Raw genomic sequence first — 14,621 nt, forward strand, 5'->3', positions numbered from 1 at the left:
AGATGAATAATGTGTCGTCTTAACCACAATAGCGCGGTGAGTACGACTGCGTCACTGGGCCATCTTTTAATTTATTATATTTTGCCTTCAGAGAACGGGTGACGGGTTACAGATATTCGGCAGGAACAAAAAACGAAAAAGACATAAAAAAGGCCATCATCAGATGGCCAACCATGTCGAAAACGGACCAGCCCTGCGTCCTTCGCACAACGCATACAGCCGGTTGCACGAAGGGGTCGGGCTTTATTACTACTTTTTGAGAATTACTTAATCACAGTTTTCAGCGCTTCACCGATATCGGCCAGGCTGCGCACGGTTTTCACCCCCGCGGCTTCCAGTGCGGCGAATTTCTCATCAGCCGTACCTTTACCACCAGAGATAATCGCACCCGCGTGCCCCATACGTTTGCCTTTCGGCGCGGTCACGCCCGCGATGTAGCCAACAACTGGCTTGGTTACATGATCTTTAATGTACGCCGCCGCTTCTTCTTCCGCGCTACCGCCGATCTCACCGATCATCACGATCGCTTCAGTCTGTGGATCTTCCTGGAACAGTTTCAGGATGTCGATAAAATTTGAGCCAGGGATCGGGTCACCACCGATACCTACGCAGGTAGACTGGCCGAAACCATAGTCAGTCGTCTGCTTAACCGCTTCATAGGTCAACGTACCAGAACGAGAAACGATACCCACTTTACCCGGCTTGTGAATGTGACCCGGCATGATGCCGATTTTGCATTCGCCTGGGGTGATAACGCCAGGACAGTTCGGCCCAATCATGCGCACGCCCGCTTCATCAAGCGCCACTTTCACGGTCAGCATATCCAGCGTCGGGATGCCTTCAGTGATGGTGATAATCAGTTTAATACCTGCGTTGATGGCTTCCAGAATGGAGTCTTTGCAGAACGGAGCCGGTACATAAATAACAGACGCAGTCGCGCCGGTGGCTTCAACCGCTTCACGCACGGTGTTAAACACTGGCAGGCCCAGGTGAGTTGTACCGCCTTTACCCGGCGTTACACCACCAACCATTTGCGTACCGTAAGCAATCGCTTGTTCAGAGTGGAATGTCCCCTGGCTACCGGTGAAGCCCTGGCAGATAACCTTGGTATCTTTATTAATTAAAACTGACATTATTTCCCCTCCACTGCGGCAACAACCTGCTGAGCTGCATCCGTCAGACTTTTCGCTGCAATAATATTCAGGCCGCTGTCAGCCAGTTTTTTCGCGCCGAGTTCGGCGTTGTTACCTTCCAGACGCACAACCACCGGAACGTTAACACCAACTTCCGCTACCGCGCCGATGATACCGTCGGCGATCAGGTCGCAACGCACGATGCCACCAAAGATGTTAACCAGTACGGCTTTAACATTGTCGTCAGAGAGGATAATTTTGAACGCTTCGGTGACACGCTCTTTAGTCGCACCGCCGCCAACGTCGAGGAAGTTAGCCGGTTCGCCACCGTGCAGTTTAACGATGTCCATGGTGCCCATTGCAAGGCCAGCGCCGTTAACCATACAACCAATGTTACCGTCCAGCGCGACGTAGTTCAGTTCCCACTGTGCAGCCTGAGCTTCACGCGGATCTTCCTGAGACTGGTCGCGCATTTCACGCAGATCCGGCTGGCGGAATAGTGCGTTGCCGTCAGCACCCAGTTTGCCATCGAGGCAGATCAAGTCGCCTTGTTTGGTCACCACCAGCGGGTTGATTTCGATCAGCGCCAGGTCGCGCTCAAGGAAAATGGTCGCCAGACCCATGAAGATCTTGGTGAATTGCTGAACCTGCTTACCTTCCAGACCCAGTTTGAACGCCAGGTCACGGCCCTGATACGGCATTGGACCCGTCAGCGGATCGAGCGCCACTTTATGGATCAGGTGCGGGGTTTCTTCCGCCACTTTTTCGATTTCCACGCCGCCTTCGGTAGAGGCCATAAAGACCACGCGACGGGAGCTGCGATCAACTACTGCACCGAGGTAAAGTTCTTTACCAATGTCGGTCGCAGCTTCAACCAGAATCTGATTTACCGGTTGACCGTTGGCATCTGTCTGGTAGGTCACCAGACGTTTGCCCAGCCAGTGTTCAGCAAAAGCGCGAATGTCTTCTTTGCTGTTAACAACCTTCACACCGCCCGCTTTACCACGGCCACCAGCGTGAACCTGACATTTCACTACCCACGGGCCTGCACCGATTTTTGATGCGGCTTCTTCGGCTTCACGCGGAGTAGTACAGGCATAACCCACCGGTGCCGGTAAGCCATAGCGGGCAAAAAGTTGTTTTGCCTGATATTCATGTAAGTTCATGTGTTCTGTCCATCCTTCAGGTAATCGTTATCTTTAAACCTGTAGGCCGTTGCGTTTTTCATGCCGGATGGCGCAACGCTTATCGGCCTACAGGGCAGGTGATACTCTCAGGTACTACACGTCCAGCAGCAGACGCGTTGGATCTTCCAGCAACTCTTTAATGGTCACCAGGAAGCCTACTGACTCACGACCATCGATCAAACGGTGGTCATAAGACAGCGCCAGATACATCATCGGCAGGATTTCAACCTTGCCGTCTACAGCCATCGGACGATCTTTGATGGCATGCATACCCAGGATGGCGCTCTGCGGCGGGTTAATGATTGGCGTTGACATCAGGGAACCGAACACACCACCGTTAGTGATGGTAAAGTTACCCCCCGTCAGATCTTCAACCGTCAACTTGCCGTCGCGACCTTTTACTGCCAGCTCTTTAATGTTTTTCTCGATGTCAGCCATACCCAGCAGATCCACATCTCGCAGAACCGGAGTTACCAGGCCGCGCGGCGTAGATACCGCCATGCTCACATCAAAGTAGTTGTGGTACACCACGTCATCGCCATCGATAGAAGCGTTCACTTCCGGATAGCGTTTCAGCGCTTCAACAACCGCTTTAACGTAGAAGGACATAAAGCCCAGACGGATACCGTGACGTTTTTCGAACGCGTCGCCGTACTGCTTACGCAGATCCATAATCGGCTTCATATTGACTTCGTTGAACGTCGTCAGCATTGCTGTCGAATTTTTCGCTTCCAGCAGACGCTCAGCTACGCGCTTACGCAGACGGGTCATCGGTACGCGTTTTTCTCCGCGAGCACTCAGTGCAGGCTGTGCTGCAGGCGCTACTGCCGGGGCTTTCGCTTCCGCTTTTGCTGCCGGAGCTTTAGCCAGATGTTTTTCAACATCTTCACGCGTGATACGACCACCGACACCGGTACCATTGATGGCACTGGCTTCGAGATTATGCTCACCCAGCAGGCGACGGATCGCCGGGCTCAGGGCATCGTTATTCTGCTCGGCAAGAGACGCCTGTTGACGCTGTGCCGGGGTAGAATCTTTCTCTTCAGATTTAGCACTGGTCTCTTTACCACTGCTGTTGCCTTCACGCAGGCGACCAAGGATCTGGCGAGAAGTGACAGTGGTCCCTTCATCTTCCAGAACTGCATCAAGAATACCGTCCGCTGATGCCGGTACTTCCAGTACCACTTTGTCAGTTTCGATTTCTACCAGTACTTCGTCACGACGTACTGCATCGCCCGGTTTTTTGTGCCAGGTTGCAACCGTTGCATCTGCTACGGATTCAGGCAGGTCGGGAACAAGAATATCTACGCTACTCATTATTTATCCTTTATTTAATCGACGTTCAGCGCGTCATTGACCAGATCTTGTTGCTGTTTCTGGTGAACGGACATATATCCTACTGCCGGAGAGGCAGAGGCCGGGCGACCTGCATAACGCAGAGCAGACCCAAATGGAATCACTTCACGGAAATGATGCTGGCTGCAGTACCATGCGCCCTGGTTGAGCGGCTCTTCCTGGCACCAGACAAAATCATGCACATGAGCAAAAGGTTTCAGCGCTTCCTGTACCGCTTTATGCGGGAACGGATAGAGCTGTTCGATACGCACAATGGCGACATCTTTTTGGTTGTTCTTGCGGCGCTGCTCCAGCAGGTCGTAATAAACCTTACCAGAACACATCACGACGCGCTTCACGGCTTGCGGATCAAGTTCATCTATCTCGCCAATGGCTGGCAGGAACGTACCGTTAGCCAGTTCGTCGAGCGTAGACACCGCCAGCGGATGACGCAGCAATGATTTCGGCGACATCACCACCAGCGGACGACGCATACCGCGCAGCGCCTGACGACGCAGCATGTGGTAAACCTGTGCTGGGGTAGACGGAACGCACACCTGCATGTTTTGCTCAGCACAAAGTTGCAGATAACGCTCAAGACGTGCGGAAGAGTGCTCTGGTCCCTGCCCTTCGTAGCCATGTGGCAGCAGCATCACCAGGCCACACATACGACCCCATTTCTGCTCACCAGAGGAGATGAACTGGTCGATAACAACCTGCGCACCGTTGGCAAAGTCACCAAACTGCGCTTCCCAGATAGTCAGCGTGCGCGGCTCTGCTGTGGCATAACCATATTCAAATGCCAGTACCGCTTCTTCAGACAGCACGGAGTCCCAAACGCGGAATGTGCCCTGACCGTTATGCACATGCTGCAGTGGCGTGTAGGTAGAACCGTTTGCCTGGTTGTGAATAACTGCATGGCGGTGGAAGAAGGTACCGCGACCTGAGTCTTCACCAGACAGTCGTACCGGAATGCCCTCGTCAACCAACGTTGCGTAAGCCAGGTTCTCAGCACCACCCCAGTCGAACAGCTTCTCGCCTGCTGCCATCGCCTGACGGTCGCCGTAAATCTTGGCAACGCGCGACTGCATTTCAACCGCTTCTGGTACAGTACTGATGCGTTTTGCCAGTTCCTGCAAACGCTTCATTTCAACCTTGCTCGGGTAGTTTTCATCCCATTCATGGTTGAGGTACGGCGACCAGGTGAAGGAGTGCATGTTCATTGGACGCCACTCTTTCACTACGCATTCGCCGGCATCCAGCGCGTCACGATAGAGGTTGACCATTTCGGTAGCGTCTTCCAGCGTTGCGACTTTATCGGCTTCCAGCTTATCAGCGTAGATTTTGCGCGGAGTCGGATGCTTTTTGATTTTCTGATACATCAGCGGCTGGGTCGCACTCGGCTCGTCGGCTTCGTTATGGCCATGACGGCGGTAGCACACCAGATCGATGAAGACATCACGTTTAAAGGTATTACGGAAATCCAGAGCCAAACGGGTCACGAAAGCGACGGCTTCCGGATCATCCGCATTGACGTGGAAAATAGGCGCCTGGACCATCTTACCGATATCAGTGCAATACGGCGTAGAGCGTGCATCCAGTGGGTTAGACGTTGTAAAGCCGACCTGGTTATTGATAACGATGCGAACGGTACCGCCCACTTCGTAACCACGCGCTTTCGACATGTTCAGGGTTTCCTGAACTACGCCCTGTCCGGTCACTGCGGCGTCACCGTGAATGGTGATCGGCAACACTTTATTGCTGCTCGGCTCGTCCAGTCTGTCCAGACGCGCGCGAACGGAACCGATAACCACCGGGCTGACGATTTCCAGATGCGACGGGTTAAACGCCAGCGCCAGGTGAACCAGACCGCCTTCGGTTTCGATATCAGATGAGAAGCCCATGTGGTACTTCACATCACCCGTACCGAGGTGTTCTTTATGTTTGCCTGCAAATTCGTCGAACAGATCCTGTGGTTTTTTACCTAGCACGTTGACCAGCACGTTCAGACGGCCACGGTGCGCCATGCCCAGAACCACTTCGCGCGTGCCGCTGTTACCGGCATGGCGAATCATCTCTTTAAGCATCGGAATTAACGCATCGCCGCCTTCCAGCGAGAAGCGTTTTGCACCCGGGAACTTCGCGCCCAGATAGCGTTCCAGGCCTTCTGCTGCGGTCAGTTCGCTGAGAAAACGTTTCTTCTCTTCGCTGCTGAATGCGGCACGACCAGATTCGATACGCTGCTGAAGCCAGCGTTTTTCTTCGGTACTGGTGATGTGCATATACTCGGCGCCAATAGGGCCGCAGTAGGTTTGTTTCAGCGCCTCAACCAGGTCGCTCAGCTTCATGGTGTCTTTGCCGCCGGCAAAAGAACCAACGTTAAAGCTTTCCTGGAAATCAGCATCAGTCAGATCGTGGAAAGTTGGGTCCAGATCGGCCACATTCTCTTGCTGCCACAGTCCCAGCGGATCGAGATTCGCATGCTGATGACCACGGAAACGATATGCGTTGATGAGCTGCAGGACTTTAACCTGCTTCACATTGGCATCAGGGTCGGAGATAGAAGAAGAATAACGTGGGGTAACCAACGCCTGTCGACGGAAATAATCACGTGTTTTTGAGTGGAGTTGATCCGGTTTGACTCCGGTACCAGGTAACTGCTGGAACGTCGAACGCCAGTTAGCATCTACCGAGTCAGGGTCGGTTAAGAAGTCTTCATAGAGCTGTTCTATCCAGCTCTGGTTTGAACCAGAGAGGTAAGAAGAGTCCAACCAGGCTTTCAAAGCGCTGTTCTGCATCGTGATCCCTTAAGCATCTATATGCTTATTTCGCCGTGGATACTACCACGCACACCGCTGTGCGTGCCGGGGTTCACTTGCGAGCTCTTGTTTAATCTGGCTCGCGAAGGAACCTTTAAAAACTGTCTAATAATCTTCGTCGTTCAGACCGCGCCTTGTATCGCGCCGAACGCCTCGATTATTGCTCTCTAATTCATGGCAGTTTTTAGAGGTTTCCTGCATATATCATGCCTGATGACGCTGTGCTTATCCGGCCTACAGTGACTCACCTGTAGGCCGGATAAGGCATTTATACCGCCATCCGGCATCTGTTACTTACGCACTACGTTTCAACAGCATCGACTTAATATGGCCGATGGCGCGCGTCGGGTTCAGCCCCTTAGGACATACGCTGACGCAGTTCATGATGCTATGGCAGCGGAATACGCTGAAAGCGTCACTTAAACCTTCGAGGCGGCTGTCGGTTTCGGTATCGCGACTGTCAATCAGGAAGCGATACGCGGCCAGCAGTCCTGCCGGGCCAATAAACTTGTCCGGATTCCACCAGAATGACGGGCAGGACGTTGAGCAGCATGCACACAAAATACATTCATACAGCCCATCGAGCTTCTCACGCTGCTCTGGCATTTGTAAATGCTCACGAGCAGGAGGATTTTTCCCATTATTCAACAAGTAAGGCTTAATCTTCTCATACTGTGCGTAGAATTGTCCCATGTCTACCACCAAATCGCGTACGACCGGTAAACCTGGCAGCGGGCGAATGACAATTTTCTTGCCCGGCTGATTCAGCGCAGAAATAGGAGTGATACACGCCAGCCCATTTTTGCCGTTCATATTCAGACCATCAGAACCGCACACCCCTTCACGGCAGGAGCGACGGAACGACAGCGACGGATCTTTTTCTTTCAGCTGCATCAATGCATCCAGCAGCATCATGTCGCGCCCTTCTTCCGCTTCCAGGGTGTAATCCTGCATACGCGGAGCATCATCGATATCCGGGTTATAGCGATAAATCGAAAACTCGAGTTTCATTGTCCTGTCTCCGCATTAATAAGTACGAATCTTCGGCGGGAATGCCGGGCGCAGTTTCGGTTCCATATTGACCTGACGTCGAGTCATGGATTCCGATTCTGGCAGGTACAGGGAATGGCACAGCCAGTTTTCATCATCACGTTCCGGATAGTCGAAGCGGCTATGCGCGCCGCGGCTTTCGGTACGGAAGTTGGCGGACACCGCCGTGGCGTACGCGGTTTCCATCAGGTTATCCAGCTCCAGACACTCAACGCGCTGGGTGTTGAACTCGCTGGACGTATCATCCAGACGGGCGTTTTTCAGACGCTCGCGAATTGCTTTCAACTCTTCAAGCCCCTTCGCCATCGCATCACCTTCGCGGAAGACCGAGAAGTTATGCTGCATACATTCTTGCAGCGCTTTGCGAATAACTACCGGATCTTCGCCGTCGCGGTTACCGTTCCAGCGGTTCAGACGGGCCAGAGAAGCATCGATCTCTTCTTCGGTCGCATCCAGCAGGTCACCCTGCTCAGTGATAGATTCCTGCAGATGCAGGCCAACCGCACGACCGAATACCACCAGGTCCAGCAGCGAGTTGCCGCCCAGACGGTTAGCACCGTGGACCGATACGCAGGCGATTTCGCCAACCGCAAACAGCCCAGGAATCACCACATCTTCACCCTGCTCATTCACAGTCAGTGCCTGGCCGGTCACTTTGGTCGGAATACCGCCCATCATGTAGTGGCAGGTAGGGATTACCGGAATCGGCTCTTTCACCGGATCAACGTGGGCAAAGGTGCGGGACAGTTCCAGAATGCCCGGCAGACGGGATTCCAGCACTTCTTTACCCAGATGGTCGAGTTTCAGCTTGGCGTGTGGACCCCACGGACCGTCACAGCCACGACCTTCACGAATTTCGATCATGATGGAACGCGCCACCACGTCACGACCCGCAAGGTCTTTCGCATTCGGGGCATAACGCTCCATAAAGCGTTCGCCATGTTTATTTAACAGATAACCGCCTTCACCGCGGCAACCTTCTGTTACCAGTACACCTGCACCGGCGATACCGGTTGGGTGAAACTGCCACATTTCCATATCCTGCACCGGTACACCGGCACGGATAGCCATACCAACACCATCACCGGTATTGATGTGGGCGTTGGTGGTGGACTGATAAATACGACCTGCCCCGCCGGTTGCCAGCACGGTAGCGCGGGCTTTGAAGTAGACGACTTCACCGGTTTCGATACACAGTGCGGTACAACCCACCACTGCGCCATCGGCGTTTTTCACCAGATCCAACGCATACCACTCCGAGAAAATGGTGGTGTGGTTTTTCAGGTTCTGCTGATACAAGGTGTGCAACAGCGCATGACCGGTACGGTCCGCCGCCGCTGCGGTACGTGCCGCCTGCTCGCCGCCGAAGTTTTTCGACTGACCGCCAAACGGGCGTTGATAGATAGTGCCATCGTCGAGGCGTGAAAACGGCAGCCCCATATGATCCAGCTCCAGAATCGCTTCCGGACCGGTCTTGCACATATATTCAATAGCGTCCTGGTCACCAATGTAATCCGACCCTTTTACGGTGTCGTACATATGCCATTCCCAGTTATCTTCATGGGTATTACCGAGCGCAACGGTGATGCCACCCTGCGCAGAAACGGTATGGGAACGGGTTGGGAACACTTTGGAAAGCAGCGCACAGGTCTGGCCGCTTTGGGAAATTTGCAGCGCCGCGCGCATACCTGCGCCGCCGGCACCAATCACAACAGCATCAAATTCTCTGACTGGCAGTTTCATTACACACCCCACACCACAACAAATCCATAAATGACGTAAACCACCAGCGCAACGACAATTGCCAGTTGCAGAATCAGGCGCACGGCCAGAGGTTTAACGTAGTCGGTCAACACCTGCCACATGCCGATCCAGGCATGAATCAAGATGGAGAAAAGTGCCAGCAGGGTGAAGACTTTGGTGAATGCCGATGAGAAAAAACCGGTCCAGACTTCCCAGGTCAGCTCGCCGCTGGTGGCGAAGAAGCCGACCATATAGATGATGTATAACGTCAGAACGATAGCGGTAGCACGGACCAGAATGAAGTCATGTACGCCGTTGCGTCCTAATGCGGAGGCGTTGCTTACCATACGAGGACTCCTGCGAGAAGTGAAAGCACGACAATGATAACAAAAGAAATTTTGGCGGAACGCGTCCCTGCTTCGAGGGTTTCTTCAAGGTAGCCAAAATCCATCAACAGATGGCGAATGCCCATTACAGCGTGATATGCCAGCGCGACCAGAATTCCCCACATAATTAACTCCACAAAGAAGTTATTCATAATGGATGACGCCGCGAGGAAACCTTCAGGGGAGGAAAGGCTGGTACCCAATAACCACAACAGTATCCCGACCGCCACGAAGGTGATCACTCCAGATACGCGATGGAGAATGGACGCTATCGCCGTGATTGGGAACCGGATCGTTTGCAGATCCAGATTGACAGGTCTTTGTTTTTTCACATTTCTTATCATGAATAACGCCCACATGCTGTTCTTATTATTCCCTTTGGACTTCGGGTACAGAAGATGAAGACACCTGTAGCCTGAAAGACGACGGGATTTCCTTCCTCCGGTCTGCGTGCGGGTCAGACAGCGTCCTTACTATAACTACGCGTCATATAAAACACTGCTTCCAGTTGCTAAAACGACACGTTACAACGCTGGTTGGCTCGGGATTGCAGGGTATTCCGGAGACCTGGCGGCAGTATAGGACGTTCACAAAATCATTACAATTAACCTACATATAGTTTGTCGGGTTTTATCCCGAACAGTGACATAGGTCACGATAACAACATTATTTTAATTTTTAATCATCTGATTTGACAAACATTAAACAAAGTTGTTACAAACGACACCAGAAAAGGCATATAATGCGTAAAAGTTATGGGGTCACTCTTTCACCGGAGATTTAGTTATGCAACAGTGTGGAAGTATTGACCAATACCTTCAGGACAGTTATTAGTGATAGACAGGTTTAATAATTCGGATTGCTAAGTTCTTGATTTGCTGTTTATTCGCCATGAACAGACCGTTTTACCTGCAAGCGCCCATAGCTCTGTACCCAGGTTGTCCCCTCTTCCACAGAGCGGCGAGCCAAATAACAAACTGGTAACGGTTCACCAATGTACGAAGGCAAATGTAAGTTCCGGCAGTCTTAAGCAATAAGGCGCTAAGGAGACCGTAAATGGCTGATACTAAAGCAAAAATCACTCTAAATGGTGACTCTGCTATTGAACTGGATGTGCTGAAAGGTACGCTCGGTCAAGATGTTATTGATATTCGTAGCCTTGGCTCAAAAGGGATGTTTACTTTTGACCCAGGTTTCACCTCTACTGCATCCTGCGAATCCAAAATTACTTTCATCGACGGTGACGAAGGTATTTTGCTGCATCGCGGCTTCCCGATTGACCAGTTGGCGACCGAGTCCAACTATCTGGAAGTGTGTTATATCCTGCTGTACGGCGAAAAACCGACGCAGGAAGAGTACGACGAGTTCAAAACCACGGTCACTCGCCATACCATGATCCATGAGCAGATTACCCGTCTGTTCCACGGTTTCCGCCGCGACTCTCACCCGATGGCCGTCATGTGCGGTGTTACCGGCGCACTGGCCGCGTTCTACCACGACTCGCTGGATGTGAATAATGCGCGTCACCGTGAAATCGCTGCTTTCCGTCTGCTGTCCAAAATGCCTACCATGGCAGCGATGTGCTACAAATACTCCATCGGCCAACCGTTTGTTTATCCGCGTAACGACCTCTCCTACGCCGGTAACTTCCTGCACATGATGTTCTCCACGCCGTGCGAAAAATACGAAGTGAATCCAATCCTGGAACGCGCAATGGACCGTATCCTGATCCTGCACGCCGACCACGAGCAGAACGCTTCTACGTCTACCGTACGTACAGCGGGTTCTTCTGGTGCTAACCCGTTTGCCTGTATCGCAGCAGGTATTGCTTCCCTGTGGGGACCGGCACACGGCGGTGCAAACGAAGCCGCACTGAAGATGCTGGAAGAAATCAGCTCGGTTAAACACATTCCGGAATTTGTTCGCCGCGCGAAAGACAAGAATGATTCTTTCCGTCTGATGGGCTTTGGTCACCGTGTCTATAAAAACTATGACCCACGCGCAACCGTTATGCGTGAAACCTGTCATGAAGTTCTGAAAGAGCTGGGCACCAAAGATGACCTGCTGGAAGTGGCCATGGAGCTTGAGCACATCGCACTGAATGACCCGTACTTCATCGAGAAGAAACTCTACCCGAACGTAGACTTCTACTCCGGTATCATTCTGAAAGCGATGGGTATTCCGTCCTCCATGTTCACCGTGATTTTCGCCATGGCGCGTACCGTTGGCTGGATTGCTCACTGGAACGAAATGCATACTGATGGCATGAAGATCGCCCGTCCTCGTCAGCTGTACACCGGCTACGACAAACGCGATTTTAAGTCTGACATTAAGCGTTAATTCCTGTTGCCGGATGGCGATGCGTCACCATCCGGCATATTCCCTTTTTCTTGACATGCATTGTGTTAATCCTCTCATCCTTTCTCTATGATTTACTGAGACTTGCTTAATTCTACTCAGGAGTATGGGATGCCTGTTTTGCAGTGGAGTGCACTGTTTTTACTGTCACTTCTTCTTTCCCTGCTCTTTCTGTTTATCCATCTTCCGGGGCCATTACTGCTCGGGTCGATGATCGTCGGTATTATTTTCAGTATGCGCGGTATTTCGCTGCATCCCCCTCGCTGCACGTTTCTTGGTGCGCAAGCCATCCTCGGCTGTATGATTGCGCAAAACCTCACTGGCTCCATTTTTACGACGCTGGCAGCGCATTGGCCGGTGGTGATTGTCATTCTGCTGGCAACCCTTATCAGCAGTGCAGCAATAGGCTGGTTGTTGGTACGTTACAGTAAACTTCCCGGTAATACGGGCGCGTGGGGCTCATCTCCAGGCGGAGCGGCGGCGATGGTTGCCATGGCGCAGGATTATGGCGCTGACATTCGTCTGGTGGCATTCATGCAGTATCTGCGGGTTTTACTTGTGGTAGGCGCGGCGGCGCTGGTCACCCGACTGGTGATGGGTGACCTGGCGCAAACGGTCAGCGAGCAAATCATCTGGTTTCCGCCACTGAGTGTTAACCTGTTCAGTACCCTGGCACTGGCCGCCGTTGCCGGAATTGCCGGGCGCGTACTGCGCATCCCCTCTGGCGTCATGCTGCTGCCAATGCTGGTGGGTGCATTGCTGAACGCTGGCGGTGTAATGGTGATTGAACTGCCGGAATGGCTACTGGCCATAGCGTACATGGCCATCGGCTGGCAAATTGGTCTGGGTTTTGACAAGCAAATCTTTTTTATGGCACTGCGTCCCTTGCCACAGATCCTGTTGTCTATTTTTTCACTGATGGCGATTTGCGCGGCTATGGCCTGGGGACTGGCGCATTACATGCGGATCGACTTCCTCACCGCTTATCTGGCTACCAGCCCGGGAGGGGTGGACAGTGTCGCGGTGATTGCCGCAGGAAGTCACGCCGATATGGCGCTGATCATGGCGATGCAGACCCTGCGGCTGTTCAGTATTTTATTGACTGGTCCGGCGGTGGCGCGGTTTATTTCACAGCATGCCCCCAGGCAGCCAGCTTAATGCTGACATCCCGGACACCAGTAAAAAGGTCGTGAAGAGAGCATCGTTTTCTCGATAATACCGCCACAACGTTCGCATGCTTCACCGTCCCGATGGAAAACCTTAAAGCGAAACAGCGCGCCGTGATGTTTATTCTCATCAACCAGACCGCGCGTATTGTAAGATAAACGCGGAATATCGAGCAGTGCATGCGCCAGCCTGTCGAGCTGTTCATCGCTGAGTTGCGAGGCTTTATGTTGCCCTGTCAGTTCCACCTGCCAGAGAATTTCTACCCGTAAATAGTTACCCAACCCCGCGAGAAACGCCTGATCCAGGAACAGACCCGAAAACTGCCGATTGCGAAAACGAGGTGAAAGCAGACGCGCTTTCACATCATCAGGCGTTAAGCGCAGATCCAGCACATCAGGTCCAACCCGTTGCAGGAACGGATGGTTGGTTAGCTGTTCAGGCGTAAGGATTTCAATGTCAGAGGCGCTGTAGAGCAGAATAGTTTTATCGAGCGTTTGCAGCCTGACGCGTAATACCCGGTTGGTTTCCGGGATTTTCCCCGTCTCAATCACTCGCCATACGCCATAAAGCTGATTATGGCTATATAACGTCAGACCATTCGAAAAGTGGGTCAGCAATGCCTTACCCCGGGTTTCAATATGGGTAACCCTCTGTCCAGTCAGTCGAGATTGATACGGTTTTAACTGCTCAAAGGCAAACCAGACATCCGTCAGAGGTTTGCCTTTGACTGCCGCCTCCAGGTTATCCGCCGCACGGCGGATCTCCGGGCCTTCAGGCATAATACTGTCCTTTGTTAATGAGTTGCTCCGCCCGTCACTGCGATATCGCGATCCACCTGCAAGGCGGTAACAATCGCAATCTCCAGTGCATGACGCACCGTTTCTGCCGCCATACTCGGCGCACCTGGATGCGCCGCCGCTTGTTCCGGCAGATAGGGAATATGAATAAATCCCCCCTTCACTGTCGGCGTGTTACGTAACTTATGCAGCAGCCCATACATCACGTGGTTGCAGACGAAGGTACCCGCAGTCTGAGAAACCGATGCAGGAATACCTGCGCTGCGCATGGCAGCAACCATCGCTTTAATCGGCAACGTGCTAAACCATGCCGCCGGGCCATCCGCTACGATCGGTTCATCAACGGGCTGCTGCCCGTGGTTATCCGCAATACGTGCATCGTCAACATTGATCGCCACGCGCTCAACGGTGATATCTGTACGGCCTCCAGCCTGACCTACCGCCAGTACCAGCGACGGCGACAGCGCGTCAATCGCAGCATTGAGTACGGCAAGAGACTCACCAAATACGCACGGAAGCTGGCGTGCCACAACGCGACATTCACCGATAATAGCATTGTCGAGACCCGAGACCACTTCCCAGGAAGGGTTAACTGATTCGCCGCCAAAAGGTTCAAATCCGGTGATAAGTACCGTTTTCATCCTTC

The 14,621-nt window shown here is 52.7% G+C and carries 12 protein-coding genes and 1 pseudogene; 3 read left to right on the forward strand and 10 right to left on the reverse strand.

Annotated elements, in window-relative coordinates; all coding sequences use genetic code 11:
- Positions 1 to 263 precede the first annotated feature (263 nt).
- The 8 genes from sucD to sdhC all read right to left on the reverse strand — a co-directional run bounded on the left by sucD (position 264) and on the right by sdhC (position 10,012).
- Positions 264 to 1,133, reverse strand: coding sequence for a succinate--CoA ligase subunit alpha (gene sucD / locus OH663_RS11350; RefSeq protein ID WP_048221836.1), 870 nt, complete (start codon positions 1,131 to 1,133; stop codon positions 264 to 266).
- Positions 1,133 to 2,299, reverse strand: a complete 1,167-nt coding sequence (sucC, locus tag OH663_RS11355; RefSeq protein WP_045441099.1) for an ADP-forming succinate--CoA ligase subunit beta — start codon at positions 2,297 to 2,299, stop codon at positions 1,133 to 1,135. The genes sucD and sucC overlap by 1 nt, the downstream gene beginning before the upstream one ends.
- Before the next feature lie 114 nt (positions 2,300 to 2,413).
- Entirely contained in the window at positions 2,414 to 3,637 is a 1,224-nt protein-coding gene (odhB, locus tag OH663_RS11360) for a 2-oxoglutarate dehydrogenase complex dihydrolipoyllysine-residue succinyltransferase (RefSeq protein WP_200010601.1), read from the reverse strand.
- Positions 3,638 to 3,651: 14 nt separating this feature from the next.
- A complete protein-coding gene (gene sucA, locus OH663_RS11365; RefSeq protein WP_045441097.1) occupies positions 3,652 to 6,453 on the reverse strand; it encodes a 2-oxoglutarate dehydrogenase E1 component in 2,802 nt (933 codons plus the stop codon).
- Between the two features lie 315 nt (positions 6,454 to 6,768).
- A complete protein-coding gene (gene sdhB / locus OH663_RS11370; protein WP_045441096.1) occupies positions 6,769 to 7,485 on the reverse strand; it encodes a succinate dehydrogenase iron-sulfur subunit SdhB in 717 nt (238 codons plus the stop codon).
- Positions 7,486 to 7,500: 15 nt separating this feature from the next.
- Positions 7,501 to 9,267: a succinate dehydrogenase flavoprotein subunit gene (gene sdhA, locus OH663_RS11375; protein ID WP_045441095.1), complete on the reverse strand. Its 1,767-nt coding sequence runs from the start codon at positions 9,265 to 9,267 to the stop codon at positions 7,501 to 7,503.
- The gene (gene sdhD / locus OH663_RS11380; protein ID WP_045441094.1) at positions 9,267 to 9,614 is read right to left on the reverse strand and encodes a succinate dehydrogenase membrane anchor subunit; all 348 of its coding nucleotides are present in this window, start codon (positions 9,612 to 9,614) and stop codon (positions 9,267 to 9,269) included. The genes sdhA and sdhD overlap by 1 nt, the downstream gene beginning before the upstream one ends.
- Positions 9,608 to 10,012, reverse strand: coding sequence for a succinate dehydrogenase cytochrome b556 subunit (gene sdhC / locus OH663_RS11385; protein WP_045441093.1), 405 nt, complete (start codon positions 10,010 to 10,012; stop codon positions 9,608 to 9,610). Before sdhC ends, sdhD begins: the two co-directional genes overlap by 7 nt.
- 383 nt (positions 10,013 to 10,395) lie before the next feature.
- On the opposite strand from sdhC, the pseudogene OH663_RS11390 reads away from it, so the two are divergent.
- From OH663_RS11390 to OH663_RS11400, 3 genes and pseudogenes are all read left to right on the forward strand, one after another.
- Positions 10,396 to 10,503, forward strand: a pseudogene (locus tag OH663_RS11390) (hypothetical protein).
- A 206-nt stretch (positions 10,504 to 10,709) separates the two neighbouring features.
- Positions 10,710 to 11,993: a citrate synthase gene (locus OH663_RS11395; RefSeq protein ID WP_045441092.1), complete on the forward strand. Its 1,284-nt coding sequence runs from the start codon at positions 10,710 to 10,712 to the stop codon at positions 11,991 to 11,993.
- Between the two features lie 129 nt (positions 11,994 to 12,122).
- Entirely contained in the window at positions 12,123 to 13,169 is a 1,047-nt protein-coding gene (locus OH663_RS11400) for an AbrB family transcriptional regulator (protein ID WP_048221839.1), read from the forward strand.
- Here OH663_RS11400 and nei read toward each other — a convergent pair.
- The gene (nei, locus tag OH663_RS11405; protein ID WP_045441090.1) at positions 13,166 to 13,957 is read right to left on the reverse strand and encodes an endonuclease VIII; all 792 of its coding nucleotides are present in this window, start codon (positions 13,955 to 13,957) and stop codon (positions 13,166 to 13,168) included. The genes OH663_RS11400 and nei overlap by 4 nt on opposite strands.
- A gap of 14 nt (positions 13,958 to 13,971) precedes the next feature.
- On the reverse strand, positions 13,972 to 14,616 hold the full coding sequence (gene pcp, locus OH663_RS11410; RefSeq protein WP_048221840.1) for a pyroglutamyl-peptidase I: 645 nt from the start codon (positions 14,614 to 14,616) through the stop codon (positions 13,972 to 13,974).
- Positions 14,617 to 14,621 lie beyond the last annotated feature (5 nt).

It is taken from the genome of Citrobacter sp. Marseille-Q5395 (genome assembly GCF_947057495.1).
Lineage (GTDB): Bacteria > Pseudomonadota > Gammaproteobacteria > Enterobacterales > Enterobacteriaceae > Citrobacter > Citrobacter murliniae.

What these genes read in the sequence shown, in the direction of transcription:
- sdhB (WP_045441096.1), bottom strand. Translation starts at nt 7,485, where the DNA reads ATGAAACTCGAGTTTTCGATTTATCGCTATAACCCGGATATCGATGAT.
- sucA (WP_045441097.1), bottom strand. Translation starts at nt 6,453, where the DNA reads ATGCAGAACAGCGCTTTGAAAGCCTGGTTGGACTCTTCTTACCTCTCT.
- sucD (WP_048221836.1), bottom strand. Translation starts at nt 1,133, where the DNA reads ATGTCAGTTTTAATTAATAAAGATACCAAGGTTATCTGCCAGGGCTTC.
- odhB (WP_200010601.1), bottom strand. Translation starts at nt 3,637, where the DNA reads ATGAGTAGCGTAGATATTCTTGTTCCCGACCTGCCTGAATCCGTAGCA.
- pcp (WP_048221840.1), bottom strand. Translation starts at nt 14,616, where the DNA reads ATGAAAACGGTACTTATCACCGGATTTGAACCTTTTGGCGGCGAATCA.
- OH663_RS11395 (WP_045441092.1), top strand. Translation starts at nt 10,710, where the DNA reads ATGGCTGATACTAAAGCAAAAATCACTCTAAATGGTGACTCTGCTATT.
- sucC (WP_045441099.1), bottom strand. Translation starts at nt 2,299, where the DNA reads ATGAACTTACATGAATATCAGGCAAAACAACTTTTTGCCCGCTATGGC.
- OH663_RS11400 (WP_048221839.1), top strand. Translation starts at nt 12,123, where the DNA reads ATGCCTGTTTTGCAGTGGAGTGCACTGTTTTTACTGTCACTTCTTCTT.
- sdhD (WP_045441094.1), bottom strand. Translation starts at nt 9,614, where the DNA reads ATGGTAAGCAACGCCTCCGCATTAGGACGCAACGGCGTACATGACTTC.
- sdhA (WP_045441095.1), bottom strand. Translation starts at nt 9,267, where the DNA reads ATGAAACTGCCAGTCAGAGAATTTGATGCTGTTGTGATTGGTGCCGGC.
- nei (WP_045441090.1), bottom strand. Translation starts at nt 13,957, where the DNA reads ATGCCTGAAGGCCCGGAGATCCGCCGTGCGGCGGATAACCTGGAGGCG.
- sdhC (WP_045441093.1), bottom strand. Translation starts at nt 10,012, where the DNA reads ATGTGGGCGTTATTCATGATAAGAAATGTGAAAAAACAAAGACCTGTC.